General features: G+C 39.6%; 21 protein-coding genes. 17 read left to right on the top strand and 4 right to left on the bottom strand.

The features are described from left to right. Positions 1 to 252: 252 nt before the first annotated feature. The 5 genes from IAE19_RS16210 to IAE19_RS16190 all read left to right on the top strand — a co-directional run bounded on the left by IAE19_RS16210 (position 253) and on the right by IAE19_RS16190 (position 3,101). Positions 253 to 561: a BolA family protein gene (locus tag IAE19_RS16210; RefSeq protein WP_200461939.1), complete on the top strand. Its 309-nt coding sequence runs from the start codon at positions 253 to 255 to the stop codon at positions 559 to 561. 24 nt (positions 562 to 585) lie between these two features. Continuing rightward, positions 586 to 978 carry a SirB2 family protein gene (locus IAE19_RS16205; RefSeq protein WP_200461938.1) on the top strand — a complete coding sequence of 131 codons (393 nt, stop codon included), beginning with the start codon at positions 586 to 588 and terminating at the stop codon, positions 976 to 978. 81 nt (positions 979 to 1,059) lie between these two features. After that, the gene (locus tag IAE19_RS16200) at positions 1,060 to 1,896 is read left to right on the top strand and encodes a ParA family protein (RefSeq protein WP_200461937.1); all 837 of its coding nucleotides are present in this window, start codon (positions 1,060 to 1,062) and stop codon (positions 1,894 to 1,896) included. A 13-nt stretch (positions 1,897 to 1,909) separates the two neighbouring features. Further along, positions 1,910 to 2,296: a hypothetical protein gene (locus tag IAE19_RS16195; RefSeq protein ID WP_200461936.1), complete on the top strand. Its 387-nt coding sequence runs from the start codon at positions 1,910 to 1,912 to the stop codon at positions 2,294 to 2,296. Positions 2,297 to 2,510: 214 nt separating this feature from the next. Next, on the top strand, positions 2,511 to 3,101 hold the full coding sequence (locus tag IAE19_RS16190) for a LysE family translocator (protein ID WP_200461935.1): 591 nt from the start codon (positions 2,511 to 2,513) through the stop codon (positions 3,099 to 3,101). 2 nt (positions 3,102 to 3,103) lie between these two features. Here IAE19_RS16190 and IAE19_RS16185 read toward each other — a convergent pair whose 3' ends face one another. Continuing rightward, positions 3,104 to 3,757 (bottom strand): DedA family protein, encoded by a 654-nt coding sequence (locus IAE19_RS16185; RefSeq protein ID WP_200461934.1) that lies wholly within the window; start codon positions 3,755 to 3,757, stop codon positions 3,104 to 3,106. 204 nt (positions 3,758 to 3,961) lie between these two features. Between IAE19_RS16185 and IAE19_RS16180 the strand changes: the two genes are divergently transcribed. The 9 genes from IAE19_RS16180 (at position 3,962) to IAE19_RS16140 (ending at position 10,670) form a co-directional block, all read left to right on the top strand. Further along, positions 3,962 to 4,384 carry a DoxX family protein gene (locus IAE19_RS16180; RefSeq protein WP_200461933.1) on the top strand — a complete coding sequence of 141 codons (423 nt, stop codon included), beginning with the start codon at positions 3,962 to 3,964 and terminating at the stop codon, positions 4,382 to 4,384. 115 nt (positions 4,385 to 4,499) lie between these two features. Further along, positions 4,500 to 4,868 carry a NirD/YgiW/YdeI family stress tolerance protein gene (locus tag IAE19_RS16175; protein ID WP_200461932.1) on the top strand — a complete coding sequence of 123 codons (369 nt, stop codon included), beginning with the start codon at positions 4,500 to 4,502 and terminating at the stop codon, positions 4,866 to 4,868. Between the two features lie 134 nt (positions 4,869 to 5,002). Continuing rightward, positions 5,003 to 6,571 carry a glutamine-hydrolyzing GMP synthase gene (guaA, locus tag IAE19_RS16170; RefSeq protein WP_200461931.1) on the top strand — a complete coding sequence of 523 codons (1,569 nt, stop codon included), beginning with the start codon at positions 5,003 to 5,005 and terminating at the stop codon, positions 6,569 to 6,571. A 571-nt stretch (positions 6,572 to 7,142) separates the two neighbouring features. Then, positions 7,143 to 7,667 carry a PadR family transcriptional regulator gene (locus IAE19_RS16165; RefSeq protein ID WP_200461930.1) on the top strand — a complete coding sequence of 175 codons (525 nt, stop codon included), beginning with the start codon at positions 7,143 to 7,145 and terminating at the stop codon, positions 7,665 to 7,667. Between the two features lie 35 nt (positions 7,668 to 7,702). Beyond that, on the top strand, positions 7,703 to 8,005 hold the full coding sequence (locus IAE19_RS16160) for a DUF3861 domain-containing protein (protein WP_200461929.1): 303 nt from the start codon (positions 7,703 to 7,705) through the stop codon (positions 8,003 to 8,005). Between the two features lie 35 nt (positions 8,006 to 8,040). Beyond that, positions 8,041 to 8,325 carry a DUF2798 domain-containing protein gene (locus IAE19_RS16155; protein WP_200461928.1) on the top strand — a complete coding sequence of 95 codons (285 nt, stop codon included), beginning with the start codon at positions 8,041 to 8,043 and terminating at the stop codon, positions 8,323 to 8,325. Positions 8,326 to 8,583: 258 nt separating this feature from the next. Next, complete coding sequence (locus IAE19_RS16150; protein ID WP_200461927.1) at positions 8,584 to 9,531, top strand: pirin family protein; 948 nt, start codon at positions 8,584 to 8,586, stop codon at positions 9,529 to 9,531. Beyond that, complete coding sequence (locus tag IAE19_RS16145) at positions 9,528 to 9,926, top strand: OsmC family protein (protein ID WP_200461926.1); 399 nt, start codon at positions 9,528 to 9,530, stop codon at positions 9,924 to 9,926. The genes IAE19_RS16150 and IAE19_RS16145 overlap by 4 nt, the downstream gene beginning before the upstream one ends. Positions 9,927 to 10,028: 102 nt before the next feature. Further along, entirely contained in the window at positions 10,029 to 10,670 is a 642-nt protein-coding gene (locus tag IAE19_RS16140; protein WP_200461925.1) for a glutathione S-transferase, read from the top strand. An 11-nt stretch (positions 10,671 to 10,681) separates the two neighbouring features. Here the strand turns inward: IAE19_RS16140 and IAE19_RS16135 are convergent, their stop codons facing one another. Beyond that, complete coding sequence (locus tag IAE19_RS16135; protein ID WP_200461924.1) at positions 10,682 to 11,548, bottom strand: helix-turn-helix domain-containing protein; 867 nt, start codon at positions 11,546 to 11,548, stop codon at positions 10,682 to 10,684. Between the two features lie 174 nt (positions 11,549 to 11,722). Between IAE19_RS16135 and IAE19_RS16130 the strand changes: the two genes are divergently transcribed. After that, a complete protein-coding gene (locus IAE19_RS16130; protein ID WP_200461923.1) occupies positions 11,723 to 12,637 on the top strand; it encodes a DMT family transporter in 915 nt (304 codons plus the stop codon). Positions 12,638 to 12,718: 81 nt separating this feature from the next. Next, positions 12,719 to 13,978, top strand: a complete 1,260-nt coding sequence (locus IAE19_RS16125) for a ParB/Srx family N-terminal domain-containing protein (protein ID WP_200461922.1) — start codon at positions 12,719 to 12,721, stop codon at positions 13,976 to 13,978. Positions 13,979 to 14,031: 53 nt separating this feature from the next. On the opposite strand, the gene IAE19_RS16120 is transcribed toward IAE19_RS16125, so the two are convergent. Both IAE19_RS16120 and argS read right to left on the bottom strand, forming a co-directional pair. Then, positions 14,032 to 14,649 carry an SPOR domain-containing protein gene (locus IAE19_RS16120; protein ID WP_200461921.1) on the bottom strand — a complete coding sequence of 206 codons (618 nt, stop codon included), beginning with the start codon at positions 14,647 to 14,649 and terminating at the stop codon, positions 14,032 to 14,034. A gap of 75 nt (positions 14,650 to 14,724) precedes the next feature. After that, complete coding sequence (argS, locus tag IAE19_RS16115; protein WP_200461920.1) at positions 14,725 to 16,515, bottom strand: arginine--tRNA ligase; 1,791 nt, start codon at positions 16,513 to 16,515, stop codon at positions 14,725 to 14,727. 819 nt (positions 16,516 to 17,334) lie between these two features. On the opposite strand from argS, the gene IAE19_RS16110 reads away from it, so the two are divergent. Continuing rightward, positions 17,335 to 19,035, top strand: coding sequence for an NAD-dependent malic enzyme (locus IAE19_RS16110; protein WP_200461919.1), 1,701 nt, complete (start codon positions 17,335 to 17,337; stop codon positions 19,033 to 19,035). Positions 19,036 to 19,278 lie beyond the last annotated feature (243 nt).

Raw genomic sequence — 19,278 nt, 5'->3', positions numbered from 1 at the left:
CGCGACCCCAACCTTGGCAAGGTTGTGCTCTACCAACTGAGCTATTCCCGCGTGCCGCTTATAATACATTAAGCAAATCAAGGGTCAACCACTTTATGCAAATAATGCTATTGATTGCATAAAATAAAATCATATTTTTTCCGTTAGGGCTTGAGTTACTCAGTTTACGTGTCTTTATTATGAGTTTTTCAGCGTTTTAGTCATAGGCAGGTTATACTTCTATTCATCTTTCTATGCCAATAGGTGGCTATGATGGCTTTAGAACAACAACTGATTGAACGTTTAAATACATTGCAACCCACGCATCTTAAAGTGATCAATGAGTCTTCAGGTCACGGTGGCTACTTTCCAGGTAAAGAGAGCCATTTTAAAGTGGCGGTGGTAAGTCCAGTTTTTCAGGGATTGCGATTAGTGCAGCGCCACCAAAAGGTATATGCAGTAGCGACTGATCTGATGAGTCCAGGTAAAATTCATGCTTTGGCGATTCATGCCTATACACCTGATGAATGGCAAGGCCAAGTCCCAGATAGTCCTGAATGTGCACATGCACCCAAAAATTAATCGACCCGATAGATTTAGATAAAAATGGATACACATTTATTCGTTGTGATTATTCACATTGTTGGTTTAGTGTTGGTGGGTCTGGCAGTATTGTTTCGTTCTATGCCGATATGGATGAATGCACGAGATCAATCTGAATTTTCCGCGCCAAAGAAAATCTGGATTGCTCTACAACATCTGGGTTTTACTGTACTCGTTGTGTCAGGAATTGTTTTGTTGTATCTAAACAATTTTCAAATACAAACGTGGTTTTATGCCAAGATCATTTTATTTTTAGTGATGCTTTCCGCATTAAATAAAGCATTTAAAAAGGATCAATCTATTTTACTGGTACAACGTCGTGCTGGTTTAGTCATTGGTTGCGTGGCTTTTGTTGCCGTATTAGGATTGGTGATAATAAAACCAGTTTTTAGTTAATTGTTTGACATTCTTTACATTTATATTTGTATGCTAGGTTAAACTGTAAACAAGTTTGAAAAAAAAGTGATGAGGGATAGCATGTTTACACGGGTGGTATTTAACCAAAAAGGTGGTGTGGGTAAATCGAGTATCACCGTAAATCTGGCAGCAATTAGCGCTCAGCAAAATTTAAAGACACTGGTCATTGATTTGGATCCTCAGGCGAATTCAAGCCAATACCTTTTAGGTGAACAGGCAACCTATTCCGCAGATAAAAATGCTTTAGAACCGAATATTGAAAACTTTTTTGACGATGTATTGGGTAATAACCAGCAAAAAGGTCTGATTGGTAATGCCATAGGTTCAATCTTAAAATCACGATCAAAAGGTCTGGATAGCTATGTGCATCGTACTGCCTTTCCAAAGCTAGATGTAATTCCAGCCAGCCCAACGCTCGGTACATTAGAACATGCACTTGAATCCAAGCATAAAATCTATAAATTACGTGATTCTTTACAACAATTGAGTAATCAATATGATCGGATTTATATTGATACACCGCCAGCTTTTAATTTCTTTACCCTGTCGGCATTGATAGCCGCAGATCGTGTGCTGATTCCATTCGACTGTGATGTTTTTTCCAAACGTGCGTTACAAACTTTGATTGAAAATGTGATCGAAACCCAAGATGATCATAATAATAGTCTGGAAATTGAGGGTATTGTAGTCAATCAATTTCAGGCACAGGCAAAATTGCCAAGAGAAGTGGTCCAACAGTTAAAAGATGAAGGTTTGCCCGTATTAAATAGCATGTTGCCGCCTTCGATTTTAATGAAAGAATCACATCAAAAAAACTTACCATTGGTTCATTTGTCACCAGAACATAAACTGACACAAGCGTATCAGACCCTGTTCGCAGAAATTGAACCTAAATAATTTGAGAAAAGCGATGAAAGGCTTATATTTAGTTCCTCTGGTAGCATTGACGGTATTGCTGGGTGCCTGTGCTACAACGGTTAAACCAACGTATGTATCTCCTGCCCAGTACCAGTCACTCAACTGTCAACAATTGCAAAGTGAATATAATCGTATTCAGCTCTATATCGAAAATGGCGTACAAACACCAAAACGTACAGGTGTTGGTTTAGGCGTTGGACTTGGTGGAGGTTGGGGACGAGGCGGTTGGGGCTTTGGTCCAACTGTTTCCGTAAATATGGGACAATCTTCTGATACGAAAAATACCGAACTTTCACGGGTTTTAGGCCAGCAGGAAGCGATTGTGCAAGCTGCACAATTTAAAAACTGTCCCATTATTGTGAAGAAAAATGCCAGCTAGAACATAGAAAAAGAGTCCTGTTTTGTGGTTTTGATGCAACGGGACTCAATAATTTTTTGTCAAAATGTTTCATAAAATATCTTTTTTAATCAATTGTATAGTTTCTTTTTATGGTTTTTTCTAGATCAATTCATGGGTTCAACAGCCAATAAAACTTGTCAGTTAAATTCAATTTCATATAAGGTGTGCCCACCTTCTTTACGATGGATACTCTATGATTGAAAGCTGGTTTTTTGTATTGGCGATGCTTGCAGTGCTTCTTATTCCTGGACCAACCAATGCGTTGTTTGCCAGTGCTGCTCATCATCAAGGAATTACAAAAACTGCTTCTTTTATTCCTGCGGAATGGTTAGGTTATTTGTATGGCATTGCGATTTGGGCATTATTAATTCATTTAGGACAGCCGATCTGGCCAGCACTTACTCCAATTCTGCATCTTGTTAGTGCTTTGTATGTGATTTGGCTGGCTTTTAATTTATGGAAAAGCTCACATTTACAGAAACATAGTCAAAGTCATAAAGCAATTCGACCTAAACAGGTGTTTTTTTCGACATTAAAAAATCCTAAGGCTCTTTTGTTTGCAGCGGGCATTTTTCCACCTGAAACGTGGGATTCACTGCAAAGTGCAATTTTAGTTTTAGCTGTATTTAGTTTAATTCTATTTCCTAGTGCATGGTTCTGGATGGTATTTGGTCGTGCCTTACTCGCAGGAAATATTAAGGGTTTAAAAGCCGATCGTTTATATAAAGGATCGGCAATGTTGTTGTTGTTATGTATGTTACCCGTCATTTTTCGGTTCTTTTGATGTTACTTTTTAGAGTTCAGAACTTGACGTTTATGACTAAATTTCTGGCGAATAAACGCAATAATTCCAGGCAATACGCTCAAAATAATAATCCCAAAAATGAGGTGAGTGAAATTATCCTTAACCATTGGCATATTTCCAAATAAATATCCCAGTGTAATAAATGAAGCCACCCAACATAAAGCACCAATTACATTATAAGTGAAGAAAAACTTATAATTCATACTGCCTGCACCAGCCACAAATGGAGCAAAGGTCCGTGCAAAAGGAATAAATCGGGCAAAAATAATAGTTTTACCGCCGTGACGTTCAAAAAACTCATGAGTTTTGGTCAGATGTGCTTTGTTAATAAAACGTGAGTTAATTTCAAATACACGCGGTCCTATAAAACGACCAATATGATAATTCAGCGTGTCGCCCAATACTGCTGCAATAAACAGTAATATCCCTAAAACCCACGGATCCATTGCGCCTGTAGATGCAGCTAATGCACCCGCAGCAAATAGCAAGCTATCACCTGGTAAAAAGGGCATGACCACTAACCCTGTTTCCACAAAAATAATCAGAAACAAAATTGCATATATCCATACGCCATAATTGCGAATAAACTCGAGCAGATGATCATCAACGTGCAAAATAAAATCAATAAGTTCCATGACAGGCTACAGCGCAAAATTGTGATCAAATCCTAGCAGTGCCGTGTCTGAAAGTCAGTATCAATAGGTAAAAAGTTACATCTTTTATTGTCTTTTATTTGGAACGATACGTCTGGAAAATGAATATTTATTGCAAAAATAAACCAGCTTAAGATGGTCTCATCAAAACAACATAATTTGAAATCAATCTAAAGGGCAAATGTTATGTTTAATCCAAATGTCGTTGTAAGAAACATGGTTAATCAATCTGGCGCAGATTCTGTTATCTCACTGATCGCACGAATTCTGATGGCTTATATTTTTCTAGTTGCAGGCTGGGGGAAAATCACCGCTTATTCAGCAACAGTAGGCTATATGGAGGCAATGGGTGTACCCGGTGGCTTACTACCTTTAACCATTTTAGTTGAATTTGGCGGTGGTTTAGCCTTGTTATTTGGTTTTCAGGCACGTTTTGCAGCCTTAGGATTGGGCATTTTTAGTATTATCACTGCATTTATTTTTCATACAGGTGATGATCAGGCACAAGCCATTAACTTTATGAAAAACTTTGCCATGTCTGGTGGCTTATTTTTCTTGATGTTGCATGGCGCAGGCAAGTTTAGTCTAGATGCCGCAATTGAAAAATAAAATGTGGAAAAGTACAAGGTAAACTTTATTTTACCTTGTATTACAAAACTCTAGCCGACATCGTTTTAACTTTCTGTTTAGATAACTTTGAAAATATTTAAACCTAGAGAGAATAATGAAAAAATTAATACTTAGTGCCTCAGTCTTGGCTACCATGGTTTTATCTTCTCATACATTTGCAGGTAAAGATGATCATGTGATTATTCAGGAAGCTGCAAAGAATATTGCAACGGTGCAGCAAGTCGCCAAAATGAAAGATGAAAGTGGCGTGACGCTGACAGGTCAAATTACCAAACACATTAAAAGCGACCATTATGAGTTTAAAGATCGTTCTGGCACGATTAGTCTAGAAATTGATGATGACATTTGGCGTGCAGCAGGTTTAAAAGTGGGCGATCATGTTCGTGTCGTGGGCGAGGTGGATACACATCGCTATAAACCAACAGATATCGAAGTGGTAAAAATCGAAAAAATTCAGCATTAAAGAGAAGGCACTGATTCAGTGCCTTTTTTATACTGTTTTTATTCAAGTTTTTGGCAATGGAAAGAACGTGCGTGGCATCGTGAAAAATGCTAGAATATTGCGCTTCTCTCGTTGCCTTGCATAGTTGCGTAATCATGACAACCAATACCCACATTACTGATGATCGTATCTTGATTCTGGATTTCGGATCTCAATACAGCCAGCTGATTGCACGTCGTGTACGTGAAGCAGGTGTATATTCTGAAATGTATGCTTTTGACATGTCTGAAGAAGACATCCGTGCTTTTAATCCAAATGGCGTGATTTTGTCAGGTGGGCCTGAAAGTGTGCATGAGGAAGGTAGTCCGCGTGCGCCTCAAGTTGTATTTGAACTTGGTGTACCTGTATTGGGAATTTGTTATGGTTTTCAAACCATGTCTGAACAGTTGGGCGGTAAAGTTGAACCGGGGACTGTGCATGAGTTTGGCTATGCAGAAGTTGATATTCAACAACGTGACCAACTGATTGGTAATTTGCAGGATCGTGAAGATCAACTGCATGTCTGGATGAGTCATGGTGACAAAGTAGGGCGTTTACCAGAAGGTTTCCATACAACAGCGAGTACACCAAGCTGTCCATATGCGGCAGCATCTGATGAAACCCGACGTTTCTATGGTGTTCAGTTCCATCCTGAAGTGACACATACTGCCAAAGGTGCAGAGTTGCTGTCTAATTTTGTCCATAAAATTTGTGGATGTGGTGGCTTATGGACACCAGAACACATTATTGATTTACGTGTAGAGCAACTTCGTCAGCAAATTGGTGATGAAAAAGTTTTACTCGGTTTATCGGGTGGTGTCGATTCATCGGTCGTTGCTGCATTGTTGCATAAAGCGATTGGTGACCAGTTAACATGTGTATTTGTAGACAATGGTTTACTTCGTCTAAACGAAGGTGATCAAGTGATGCAAATGTTCGCAGATAACATGGGAATCCGCGTCATTCGTGCCGATGCAGAAGAGCGTTTCCTCACTGCGCTAGCGGGTGAAGTGGATCCAGAGAAAAAGCGTAAAATCATTGGTCGTGAGTTTATTGAAGTATTTGCTGAAGAAGCGCGTAAACTAGATGGCGTAAAATTCCTTGCGCAAGGAACGATTTATCCTGATGTGATTGAATCTGCTGCCAGCAAACAAGGTAAAGCGCATGTGATTAAATCCCACCATAATGTCGGTGGTTTGCCAGAAGATTTAGCTTTTGACTTGGTTGAGCCGTTACGTGACTTGTTTAAAGATGAAGTTCGTAAGCTGGGCACAACACTGGGTCTTCCACACAGCATGATTTATCGTCATCCGTTCCCAGGACCAGGTCTGGGGGTACGTATTTTGGGTGAAGTGAAGAAAGAATATGCAGATATTCTTCGTCTGGCTGATGACATCTTTATGCAAGAGCTTCGTGCCAGCGGTTGGTATGATAAAACTGCACAGGCCTTTGCGGTATTCCAACCTGTAAAATCTGTAGGTGTGGTGGGTGATGGCCGTCGTTATGCATGGGTGATTGCACTTCGTGCTGTGGAAACGGTTGACTTTATGACTGCACGTTTTGCTCATCTCCCTTATGATTTGGTTGATAAAATTTCAACGCGTATCATGAACGAAATCAAAGATGTTTCCCGTGTCGTTTATGACGTGTCATCTAAGCCACCAGCTACGATTGAATGGGAGTAATTCAGGGCCTTCAAAAAGCTAAGCTTTTTGCCTGAATTACGCCAAGAGCTGTGCTCGCGGCAGAGGGCTTTCAAAAGGCAACGCATTTTGCCGATTTTGCACCCAGCGCTCTGCGTGTGGCAGAGGGCTTTCAAAAAGCTTGATGTGTTTGAAAGACTATTCACATCGTTCAAAAAAGGCCGACTTTTCCAAGTCGGCTTTTTACTGCTTTATGATGAATTTTAATTTTAAAAGTTGATTTATATTGAATAATTTTAATCAATGAATCTGTTAATCACGATTAGCTGAAATGAATTTAAAAATCTTATTCACTTGTAACGGCCTGCTAAAAAATAAAAGACTAAATTTATAAGGACTTGGTTACTTTGTGAGTAAGTTAGGTACTTATTGCCAATAAACAGAGCGTTAAAAACGCTTTTTTTTATATCTTAATATTTTAAAGATAAAATTGGTAAATTAATAATTTTATTATTTAACAATGTATTAATATGTATTTAAAAGTTTTAACTTGATAAAAGATATTTAAAGATATATCTTAATATGTATAAATTAATCAGTCTGGGAAAATAAGATGAAACATGCATCTGATCATCATTGTGAACCCTCTTCCTCTCATGATGTCCCTCAACGTTCAGGCCGTCGTGGACGTTTATTTGAATCCGGTCGCATGAAACTTCTGGTTTTGCATCTGATTCAACAAAGCCCCAAACATGGTTATGAAATCATTAAAGAAATTAGTGATTTAGTCGGTGGAGATTATAGTCCTAGTGCCGGCACGATTTATCCGACATTGACCAATCTGGAAGAAATGAAGCTGATTTCATTGCTAGATACGGAGCGTAAGCACTATCAGGTGACTGAAGAGGGCACGGTGTATTTAAACCAACAGCAGGACATGCTGACTGCGTTATTGGAAAAACTACGTTTGAGACGTGAAATTCATGGCAATGATCAACTCATTGATATTCATCGTGCGATGGAAAACCTCAAGACAGCGCTGCGTCTTAAACTGAATGTTGCAGATTTAAAAGCAGAACACATTCATCAAATTGCAGAAAAGATTGATCAGGCGGCAGTTGAAATTGGCCGTTTGTAAAATTGAAATGACATTGGAATAGATCGAGAGCAAATATGAAACAACATCAATATCATGTAACCGTACAACACCTTGCCGATGCAAAAGGTCATGCATCAACTTATGATGAAAATATCGAATTTGATGTTGGGAATCATGATGATATTTTCAAAATTGTGGAACGCTTAAAAGCCGCAGAATTTTTTGATGAAGACACAACAAAAGCGTTTGCTGTAGGTCTAAAACTATTTTTAGAAGTGATCATGACACATCGAGATCATATTCTGTTTAAAGAGTTTGAGCCTGCGGTTAAACAATTTATGAAAAATTTAAAACAGAACGTCAAGAAAGATACCTAATTGTAATGTGCAAACGAACATCGTGAGTAATCAGCATGCAAAATGAACCTATCATGATCATTGGCAAACTTCCTAAGCTTCCTGCAAAATTTGCCGTTTTGCTGATGCCGTTATTTCTCTCAGGACTGATGAGCGGTACGATTTCCATGATTAATTTATGGAAAAACATTGGCTGGTTTGAGGGGTTTTTTACAAAGTGGGTGGATATCTGGCTATTTTCCTGGATGATTGCATTCCCTACCGTACTTGTTTTTCTCCCATTGGTACGCCGTTTGACTGGTTTATTGGTAGATTTAAATCCACCTCATCCTCCTAAATAATATTTTAAGCTTTGAAACGAGTCATGGGTCCTGATAGGGGCTTATGGACGTTTCTTGATGTTTTTTGCATGACTTCAATCATGATCTGTCTGGTTTTATTCGCACATTGACAACAAAAACAAAACTATTATTGTCCTATATAGAGTATTCAGCGTATTAAGATAAGCATAGGTTTAAGCGAATTGGCTGGCTAAAATCAAAACAATGAAATGATGTTGAAAAGACATCCTGAACTGATCATAACTTTAGGATAACAAAATGACCAATACGAATTATACGGAAATCTCAGACTCGCAGGATTGTGAAACTTATATTAATCAATTTATTCAGGATTTTCAGATTCGCAGCGCTGAAATTGGCAAAGGTACAATCATCAAACGTGCATTGCCAAGTCGGCAAAAACGTATGATTGGTGCGTGGTGTTTTCTGGATCATGCAGGCCCTGTGACTTTTCCTCAAGGCGATGGTCTGGACGTAGGGCCACACCCGCATACGGGCTTGCAAACATTTACTTGGATGATCGAAGGCACCATGATGCATACCGATAGTTTGGGAAGTAAACAACTTATACGTCCGTATCAGGTCAATTTGATGACCGCAGGACATGGTATTTCACATACTGAAGTTGCTCCTAAAACTGAAACCAAAATGCATGCAGCACAGTTGTGGATCGCGTTACCCGATAAAAAACTAAATATGCCGCCACAGTTTGATCATTATCCAGAACTACCTAGAACTGAACAGGATCAGATTGAGTTTACGATACTGGTTGGTGAATTTATGGGGGAAACTTCGCCTGTTGCTGTACATACACCGTTACTCGGTGTCGATATGACTGCACAAACAGATAGTCACACTCGCATTCCACTCAATCCAAAATTTGAATATGGCTTTTTGGCATTGGATGGTCATGCACAGGTCAATGGCCATGAACTGACGCAAGATAACATGCTGGTATTAGAGCCTGGGCTAGAGCATATTGAGATTGAAATTCCAAAAGGTCATCGGGTATTGCTTATTGGTGGTGAACCTTTTGAAACTCCGATTCTGCTGTGGTGGAATCTGGTGGGACGTACCACTGAAGGTTTACGTGAAGCGCGTGAACAATGGATCAATCATGATCCTCGCTTTGGTGAAATTCCTGATTATGATGGCGCACGGCTCGAAGCCCCAACATTCCCTGATCAAATGAGAGCATCCAAATGAGTGTGATTGCACGTAGTATTGTTAAAACGGATCCTGCACCGTGGAAGGGTGAAATTACCAGCGGTAAACACCATTTTATTACTGATAAACCTGAAGCTTTTGGTGGGCATGATACTGGGCCTGCACCTTATGATTTTCTTACGGCAAGTCTGGCTTCTTGTACCATGATTACCTTGCGTATGTACGCGCAACATAAAGAAATCGACTTGGGCGAATTTAGTGTGGAAGTGGATTTTTTTATGAATAAAGAACAACAGGAATGGATAGAGCGCCGTGTAACCTTTAAGAATCCATTGTCTGCTGAATTGCAGGAAAAAGTGCTGAACGTTTGTAGCAAAACTCCAGTAACTAAGACCTTATTGCGCAGTCTGGAAATAAAAACAACATTAGGTTAGTTACGTTGTAATTAAATGACTATATCGTTTAAGCCCATGCTATTGTCATGGGCTTAATGCTATAACGATACTTGAAAATAATGGCGAGAAATAGAGCAGAATATGTTGACTTTACATCATTTGGAACAATCACGTTCCTTTCGGATTTTATGGGCTCTGGAAGAGTTAGAACAAGACTATCAAGTTAAATATTATAAACGCTTACCGACATTTGCAGCGCCACCTGAACTTAAACAGATTCATCCTTTGGGTAAAGCACCAATCTTACAGGACAATGAACGCGCGATTGCCGAGTCAGCGGTGATTTTGGAGTATCTACAAAGTCGATATGACCATCAGCATCAATTTAAGCCTCAAAATACTGAAGATGCTTTTCAATACCTGTATTGGATGCATTATGCCGAAGGTTCATTGATGCCACTTCTAGTGTTTCAATTGGTGATGAATAATGTGGGTAAAAATGTACCTTTTATCATTCGTCCTATTGCCAATAAAATTACCGATGGCATTAAAGCAGGCTTTATTCGTCCGCGATTAAAAGACCACATTGCATTTTTGGAGGACTATTTATCCTCACACGATTATTTTGCAGGAAATTTTAGTTTCGCGGATATTCAGATGAGTTTTCCACTAGGCGCTATATTGACTCGTACCACAGGCCAATATCCCAATATTCAGGCTTTCTTAAAACGTATTCAGGCACGGGCTGCTTATCAGCGCGCTAAACAAAAGGGTATTGAATAATAAGGTTAAAGTCAGGCACGCCCTTGCCGAAGTTGTGAAGGGCGGTAGCCGTAATATTGTTTAAATCGGGTACTAAAATGGCTGGCTGAGCTAAAACCGCATTGCAACGCGATGTCTGTTAAATCATTTTTGCTGGATAAAATCAGAGAATGTGCCTTATGTAAACGTTGTTGTAATATATATTGATGGGGTGAAATGGCCGTTGATCGTTTAAACATATGGGCAAAATGATATTCACTTAATTGGGATTGTTCTGCCAGATCCGCAAGGGTAATGGTTTGGTCGAGATGTTGTTCAATCCATTGTTTAATATGTTTTAACAGATATGGAGCAAGCCCCCCTGTTATACGTGGAAGTTGCCACTGTACATTGCTGTAGTGTTGTAACAGATGATTAAGTAATAAATTGGCAGTGCTACTGAGTTGTAAATGGTTGCTAGGTTCCTGCCAATCGCAACCTAATAAAAAATGTCGATACAAGCTACTGACTTTAGTATCTGCGACAAAGCTTTGTTCCTGAAGTTGAATCTGTGCAGGTTCTCTGTCCCAGATTTTGGTTGCGAGACTGCGCAAATGCTGATCGGTATAGTACAAATGTACAAAACTGAGGTCACCTCTGATATCCCAAGTGGACTCTTGTCCTTGGGGCATTAGACAAAAGCGATCGGGTGCGCCCCCATTACGCCAACCATGGGGTGTTTTGCGATAACTTTCATAACCGCCTTTTACATAGAGGCTCAAAGTATGATGATTACTGCATACACTGACCAGATCATGTTGATTTTTCCACGCTGCAATTTGCATTCCCGAGCCCAGTCGAACTGTTTCAAGCAGTTGGGTTTTATGCTGTTGGAGTTGCTCAAGAGTCTGGTATTTCATTGTACGATATTGATTATTTCAGCATTCAGAACACAGGATTAGTTTACCTAGTTTTGCTCTCATCACGCACCTAAGCTCATCAAAAAACCGCAAGATTATGTAAGTCAAACAAAGTCCTGAAAGCAGATAAAGCGCATTTATCCCACACTCTTTCTAAACAAGAGGGGTGTGGTAATGAATGCGCTGTTATACATGCTAGTGGTCTTCATTTTTGGAACAACATGGATTGCGATTAGTGCACAACATGGCCATATTACACCTGTTGTTGCAGTATTCTGGCGTTTTTTTATTGCGGCTCTAATCCTATTTACTGGGTTATGCGTATATAAACGTTTAAAAAAATTGACATTTATGGATCATCTATTTTGTTTATTGCAAGGCTTGTGTATTTTTGGGCTTAATTTTATTTGTTTTTATAACGCAGTAGATTATGTCAATAGTGGACTTGAAGCGGTGATTTTTTCAATGGCAGTGATTTTTAATGCCTTGAATAGTTGTTTATTTTTTAAGCAACGTATTTCAGTTTATTTTATCCCCGCAATAGTGTGTGGACTGCTCGGAATGTTAGCCTTATTTTGGCATAACTTAACGGCAACCGAGATCCACGGGCACACGATTTTTGCTATTTTACTATGTGTATTGGGGACTTATGGTTTTTCTTTGGGCAATATGATCAGTCTTCGTCATCAGCAACATGGACGAGATGTGTTGAGTACCAATGCCTATGGCATGCTGTATGGGGCGACTCTTATGGCAATCGTTGCGGTACTGCGTGGGGAGGACTTTTTTCCTACATCATCAGGGATTGCCATCAGTGCTTTATTATATCTGGCAGTTGTGGGATCAGTGATTGGGTTTAGCGCTTATTTTCTGTTGGTTGGGCGCATAGGGGCGGGACAAGCGGCATATACAACGTTATTATTTCCCTTGGTGGCTTTGACACTGTCCACTTTTTGGGAAGGATATCAATGGACATGGAGTGCAGGATTAGGCGTTATTTTAATTCTGTTAGGAAATTTCATTTTATTTTACCGACCGCAATGGATTTTAAAATTGCCATATCGACTTAAAAGCTTAAAACATCAATGAGAAATAGCCTTTGTCATTTATTTTGAATAATTTCTCGTCAATATGCATCTTTTCGAGCAAGCTTTAGATAATTGATATTTTATGAAATTAATGACTAGAAATATGACTTTTTTGTCTTTGGGTGTCTGTGCTGTTTTAGCTTTAACGGCTTGTAATGATTCAAATGATGATCAAAGCCAGAATACACCGCCGACTCAAACCGATCAGCGTGATCAACGGTTTTTAAATGCGAAAGCAGGTGACATTCTTCAGGTACAAATTGCCGATCTAATCCCTACACAAGGTGCTGTTGGCTATGACCAGATTTATTATAAATTGGGGCGCTGGCAAGGGGACTGGAATCGTCAGACTTGGCAAGCGGATGCAAGTAACCAACTCACCTATTTAAATAAAACGATCGGTAAAAAATTTAGTGATTATTGTGAGGCGATTGGGGCGAAAAGTCGTGATGACTTTAATAGTATCGATCAACTTAAATCGGCAAATTTAAAGCAGTTGGATAGTTTTGGCTGTGCTGAAAAGCCAGGTACAGAAACCGCTGATTTGAAGACGGTGGTGATTGGCTATGATGGTCGTTTATATTTGACAGATGGTCATCATACCATAACTCAATTACGTGAATTGCCAGATGGCGGAGAATCTCTAGCGGTTTGGGTGCGTGTTGTGGACAATTACAGCGATATCAAAACGGCAGATGAGTTCTGGGCGAAAATGGTGAGTAATGGCCGTGCATGGTTGCGTAATGGGCAAAACCAAAATATTACCTATCAGCAGTTACCCAAAAATCTCGGACTTCAATCCGTTACCAATCCGACAGGAATGGAAGAAAATCAGTATCGTTCACTGATGTATTTTGTCCGAGATATTGGGTATAGCAAACCTGACAATGCAACTGACTTTCTGGAATTTTTATGGCAAGACTGGTTAGAAGCTCAGGTCAAAACAGGCATTGTGCAGCCTTTAAGCTTTTATCATCTTGATCCGAAAACTTATGGTGGGGCAGATGTACTGGCAAGTACCACCATCAAAAAGGATTTAACGTTGTCAGGTAGTGCCACTGGTTATACTGCTGCCGTTGCCAATTATGCTTTATTAATCGGGACCGCGGCACCAGAGACGGTGATTTATCAGGATCAGACTGCAAAGAGCTTGGGCAGCTTAAACTTACAGAAAAATGCTGATAAAGGTTCAGTATCAGCCGATGCTATTAGCACTTTTGATGAGCTGAATCGTGATGAAGTGAAAAAAGATGGCACACCTCGATCTGGAGGCAGCGTCTGGTATGCTATTCATTATCGTGAATGTGGTCAACCTACTACGGGGACGTGTTGGGGCTGGTAATCATTTAAATAAAAAAGAACGCGAACTGCGTTCTTTTTTATGATATGGATCTTTTATCGTTTTACGAGAATAGAGTCAATACCACTATGTTGCAACGTTTGCTGTGCTGCAACCGCTGCTTCTTGAGAATCATAAGGTCCAGAAACAACGCGATACCATGTTTTTCCATTTTCTACACTTTTTACTACATCGGCAGATAAACCATTGAGAATGATTTCTGCACGTCGCGCATCTGCACTGTCTGGATCAGGATAGCTACGGACTTGCAAGATATAGGTTGCTTGGTGAGGTTGTTGTACGCTTTCTTCGGCTGCAACGGCAGCAGTAGGATCGTTACTCACAGGTGCGCTGGTTTCACGTGGAGCCTCTACAATCACCACAGGTTGTTGTGGCTTAGTTTCTGGCACGGCTTGTTCTGGAATCGGAGTGACTTGTTGCTGTGGTAGTAAATCGTAGAAACGGTAGTCATGATTGGTTTCTTCTTCCTGATAATGTGGAGAAGTCACTTCATTTTTGGTTGAAACAGGTTTCCACGGTTTCCATAGCATCAGCACTACGGCAATGCACATTAGAACCAAAATAGCCACTAATGTTCCTAACCACTTTGGAATCAGTGGTTTTTTCGGTTTATTTGGTCGCTCAGATACACCGCGCTGCGTTTTTCCAAACACGTGAAATCCTCTTCAAATTAGGTCATCAGACCAAAACAGGTAGTGGTCTGAGGTGCAAGTCAAACGATAGATGATTTACATTGATGCCGGCGCAGATACGCCAAGCAATTCTAAGCCATTGCGCAACACTTGTTGTACATTCACTGACAACAAAAGACGAGCTTGTGTTAATTCCGCATCATCATTCAAGACTTTATGTTCATTGTACCAGCCATGAAATAATGCTGCTAACTCTTTCAAATAGTTGCCAATTTGATGGGGTTCGTAAGCATTTGCTGCACGTACAATAATATCTGGATAGGCTGCCAATTTCGATAGAATTTCTGTTTCTGCATCTAGTTCCAGACGTGAAGCATGTTGACGTGCTTGAACTGTATCAAAGTTAACATTGCTTGTAGCTGCTTTTTCCAACATACGACAGATACGTGCATGTGCATATTGAATATAATACACCGCATTGTCCTTGCTTTGTGATACAGCCAGATCTAAATCAAAGTCAATATGTTGTTCAGATTTGCGCATTACGTAGTAAAAACGTGCTGCATCATTACCCACTTCTTCACGTAGTTCACGTAAAGTCACAAATTGTCCAGAACGTGATGACATTTGTACCATTTCACCGCTACGCCATAGGCTTACAAACTGAACCAGAAGTACAGTGAGTTTGGCAGAATCATAACCCATCGCATCAATCGCAGCTTTTACACGTGCGATATAACCGTGGTGATCTGACCCCCAGATATCCACGATATGCGTATAACCGCGTTGTAATTTATCTAAATGATAAGCGATGTCAGAAGCAAAATAAGTGGTTTGACCGTTACGACGTTTTACTACACGATCTTTTTCATCAGCAAATTCAGTTGATTTAAACCAGATGTTACCGTCTTTTTCATATAGAAAACCACGTTGATCCAGTGTTTGCAAAGCTTCTTCGATTTTATCGGCGAGAGATGCTTCACTAAACCAACGATCAAAAGTTACGCCAAAATCAGCAAGGTCATCTTTAATATCATCCAAAATAGCTTTAAGCGCTGCCTGATGAAATACACGATAACCTTCACCCAGTAATTGTTGTGAGTTGGTGATCAGGCCATCAATATGTTTTTCTTTATCACCCGAGAGGACAACTTTATTGCCATCTGTATCCAGTTCAGCTGCATATTGCACATCTTCTGGTACATCATTATAAACATCGGCTACCGCACGAACGTAGGTTTCTGCATCCTGATCGATAATACTTTGTGCAATTTCCTTAACATAATCGCCCTGATAAGCATTTTTAGGAAAAACCAGATTCTGTCCAAGTAATTCCAAATAACGTAAATAAGTCGAAGTTGCCAAAATATCCATTTGACGACCTGCATCATTGACATAATATTCACGATCGACTTTGGCACCCGTTGCTTCTAGTAAATTCGCCACGGTCATGCCATATGCAGCACCGCGACCATGCCCGACGTGAAGGCTCGAGGTTGGATTGGCCGAGACAAACTCAACCTGAATTTTTTGTGCGCCATTTGTCTGACTGCGGCCAAATTGCTCCTTTTGTGCCTGAATTTGGTCTAGCACGGCATAGCGCTGATCCGCATTTAAGAAAAAGTTGATAAAACCTGGCCCTGCAATTTCAGCCTTAGTAATATCTGCCACTGCTGGTAAGTGAGCCAAAACCTTTTCAGCCAAATCACGTGGCTTCATACCCGCAGCTTTTGCTCCAACCATAGCTATGTTAGAAGCAAAGTCACCATGACTTCGGTCTTTGGTTCGGGTTAACACACTGTTGTTAGTCCAATCCGAAGGAAGAATCTCAGCTTGCTGAAGAGATTGCACGGCATGATCAAGAGCTGCTTGTATGGCGGTATTCATATCTATCTAAAACGAATGTTCGCGGAAAAACGCTAAATATAGCAAATTTTGTCTACTTTAGGTGAGGCTGTTTTCTCTCCAAACCGATTTAATTTAAGGAGAGGGATTAATGGGGAGGATTGAATGATTTATTTTAGGCCATTTTTGATGTGAAACTGGTTTATAAAATTATTCAGTATATTGATTTTAAAGGGATATAAATATTTGCATGATATATTTTGACAGTCTTCAAGTTTGCAATATCTTTTTAAAAGTCTTAAGTTTTTGAGGTGCAAAGAGCTTAAATAGATTGAAATCGGTTTTAGTGTTCAGCAGAAATTGAGTTTGTCTCATTTTGTCCTTCTCATTTAGATAGGAGATCGGTTTTATTTTTTATAAATCCCCACTCTTTTTTTTGCTTATTTTTATTTATATCTACAGTGCCTATGTCATCGCTTTCGGGATTAAACGTTTTTTCACGAAATCATAAACCCACTTTATGAGCTGTTGTAAAAGAGTGTGATAGCCTGTTACTAAAAATACTACGCTAACACCATAGATTTTAAAAACAGATGTATTAAGCAAAGGCATAATTATTATCAATAGAATAAAATAGTTAGAGTTGCAAAGTACATCTGAGCGCCTTTTTTGTGTCTTCCTCAGAATATAAAAACGAAGCATGAAATGAGTAAAAAATGATCTTATTTGAACATAAAATGTTGTCTACAGCACTATCAATTTTAGAAATACCTATTTTGCTAAAAAAGGGCGTAAGCTATAGCGAACCGATGATTTAAATGAATAACCGTTCAGCACTTGAGCTGAACAATGAGATAGGCAATGACCGCTGAAAATACGACCCAAAAACATCCACTTTATATTCCTTATGCTGGCTATACCCTTCTAGAACTCCCACTACTCAACAAAGGTTCGGCTTTTTCTCAAGAAGAACGAGGCCATTTTAATTTACATGGTTTATTGCCACATGTGATTGAAACGATCGAAGAACAGAGTCAACGATCTTATCAACAGTTCACAGCGTTTAATGACGCGATCAATAAGCACATTTATCTACGAAATATTCAGGACACGAATGAAACTCTGTTTTACCGTTTAATTGAAGATCATTTAGAAGAAATGATGCCTATTATTTATACCCCTACCGTTGGAGAGGCATGTCAGCGTTTTTCTGATATTTATCGCCGTCACCGTGGGGTATTTGTGTCTTATCCAGACCGTGAACATATTGATGATATTTTGCAAAATATTAATCGACGTAATGTTAAGGTTATTGTGATTACGGATGGTGAGCGTATTTTAGGATTGGGTGATCAGGGCATCGGGGGAATGGGGATTCCGATTGGTAAGCTCTCACTTTATACCGCGTGTGGTGGTATTAGCCCTGCTTATACTTTGCCAATTACCATTGATGTTGGAACCAATAATCAACAATTACTCAATGATCCATTGTATATGGGTTGGCGTGAACCGCGAATTAGTGGTGATGAATACTATGATTTTATTGATCAGGTCTTAACCGGAATTCGTCGTCGCTGGCCACATGCGCTGATTCAGTTTGAAGATTTCGCACAAAAAAATGCCATGCCATTATTAACGAAATATCGCGATAAATTCTGCTGTTTTAACGATGATATTCAAGGTACTGCTGCAGTATCTGTGGGAAGCTTAATTGCAGCAAGTCGTGCTGCGGGTAAACAACTCAAAGATCAAATTGTAACTTTTCTTGGTGCCGGTTCCGCGGGATGCGGGATTGCAGAACAGATTGTTGCTCAAATGATTGCTGAGGGTTTAAGTGATAGTGAAGCCCGAGCTCGTGTATTTATGGTGGATCGTTTTGGTTTGATTACAGAGAATCAGCCAAATTTATTGGATTTCCAGCGAAAACTTGCACAAAAAGCCGAAGTGATTTCAGACTGGGGCAATGTAGAAGAGGTTATTTCTTTACTGGATGTGGTGAAGCATGCTCAACCGACAGTATTGATTGGTGTCTCAGGTCAGCCGGGTCTATTTACGCAAGAAGTGATAGAGGCACTGAGTGCAAACTGCGAACGTCCAATTGTTATGCCTTTATCCAACCCAACTTCACGGGTGGAGGCGGTTCCTGCTGATATTATTCAATGGACCAATGGTCGTGCATTGATTGCTACTGGCAGCCCTTTTACTCCAGTCAATTATCAGGGTCGATTGTATAATATTGCACAATGCAATAACTCTTATATTTTCCCGGGGATTGGTTTGGGCGTGATCGCTTCTGGCGCGAAACGTGTGACTGAAAATATGTTGATGGCATCCAGTAACGCACTGGCCGATTGTTCACCATTGCTACAGAATTCTGAAGCTGATTTACTTCCACCACTTTCTGACATACAGAAAGTCTCCAGAGTAATTGCATTAAAAGTTGCACAAGCTGCGATCGCAGACGGTGTCGCTGTTCCTCTGAGTGATGAACAAATTCAGATCAATATGGAAAAAGAATTCTGGCAACCTGAATATCGAACATATAAGCGTGTACCATTTTAATTTGAATTTATTTTCAAACTAGATTGATACCTGATTAAGAAAAGAGCTTCGGCTCTTTTTTTGTTTATTCTGCTAAAAAAAATATAAAAAATCCGACAAGACTATTTTTTATTCATTTTTTAAACTCAGGACTGATTTATATCAATAAAATTATAAATGAAGAAAATATGATGTTAAATAATCTTCCTACTTTATTAGAACACTTAGGTTTAGGAACCCTACACCGCACTCTTCATGTCCAAT

It is taken from the genome of Acinetobacter sp. S40, assembly GCF_016624705.1.
Lineage (GTDB): Bacteria > Pseudomonadota > Gammaproteobacteria > Pseudomonadales > Moraxellaceae > Acinetobacter.
This window is presented reverse-complemented; position numbering and strand designations above follow the sequence as displayed.

Coding starts and splice junctions, on each gene's coding strand:
- IAE19_RS16135 (WP_200461924.1), bottom strand. CDS start 11,548: ATGAAATACCAGACTCTTGAGCAACTCCAACAGCATAAAACCCAACTG.
- IAE19_RS16195 (WP_200461936.1), top strand. CDS start 1,910: ATGAAAGGCTTATATTTAGTTCCTCTGGTAGCATTGACGGTATTGCTG.
- IAE19_RS16205 (WP_200461938.1), top strand. CDS start 586: ATGGATACACATTTATTCGTTGTGATTATTCACATTGTTGGTTTAGTG.
- IAE19_RS16175 (WP_200461932.1), top strand. CDS start 4,500: ATGAAAAAATTAATACTTAGTGCCTCAGTCTTGGCTACCATGGTTTTA.
- IAE19_RS16110 (WP_200461919.1), top strand. CDS start 17,335: ATGACCGCTGAAAATACGACCCAAAAACATCCACTTTATATTCCTTAT.
- guaA (WP_200461931.1), top strand. CDS start 5,003: ATGACAACCAATACCCACATTACTGATGATCGTATCTTGATTCTGGAT.
- IAE19_RS16150 (WP_200461927.1), top strand. CDS start 8,584: ATGACCAATACGAATTATACGGAAATCTCAGACTCGCAGGATTGTGAA.
- IAE19_RS16165 (WP_200461930.1), top strand. CDS start 7,143: ATGAAACATGCATCTGATCATCATTGTGAACCCTCTTCCTCTCATGAT.
- IAE19_RS16180 (WP_200461933.1), top strand. CDS start 3,962: ATGTTTAATCCAAATGTCGTTGTAAGAAACATGGTTAATCAATCTGGC.
- argS (WP_200461920.1), bottom strand. CDS start 16,515: ATGAATACCGCCATACAAGCAGCTCTTGATCATGCCGTGCAATCTCTT.
- IAE19_RS16130 (WP_200461923.1), top strand. CDS start 11,723: ATGAATGCGCTGTTATACATGCTAGTGGTCTTCATTTTTGGAACAACA.
- IAE19_RS16210 (WP_200461939.1), top strand. CDS start 253: ATGGCTTTAGAACAACAACTGATTGAACGTTTAAATACATTGCAACCC.
- IAE19_RS16200 (WP_200461937.1), top strand. CDS start 1,060: ATGTTTACACGGGTGGTATTTAACCAAAAAGGTGGTGTGGGTAAATCG.
- IAE19_RS16140 (WP_200461925.1), top strand. CDS start 10,029: ATGTTGACTTTACATCATTTGGAACAATCACGTTCCTTTCGGATTTTA.
- IAE19_RS16145 (WP_200461926.1), top strand. CDS start 9,528: ATGAGTGTGATTGCACGTAGTATTGTTAAAACGGATCCTGCACCGTGG.
- IAE19_RS16185 (WP_200461934.1), bottom strand. CDS start 3,757: ATGGAACTTATTGATTTTATTTTGCACGTTGATGATCATCTGCTCGAG.
- IAE19_RS16190 (WP_200461935.1), top strand. CDS start 2,511: ATGATTGAAAGCTGGTTTTTTGTATTGGCGATGCTTGCAGTGCTTCTT.
- IAE19_RS16155 (WP_200461928.1), top strand. CDS start 8,041: ATGCAAAATGAACCTATCATGATCATTGGCAAACTTCCTAAGCTTCCT.
- IAE19_RS16125 (WP_200461922.1), top strand. CDS start 12,719: ATGAAATTAATGACTAGAAATATGACTTTTTTGTCTTTGGGTGTCTGT.
- IAE19_RS16160 (WP_200461929.1), top strand. CDS start 7,703: ATGAAACAACATCAATATCATGTAACCGTACAACACCTTGCCGATGCA.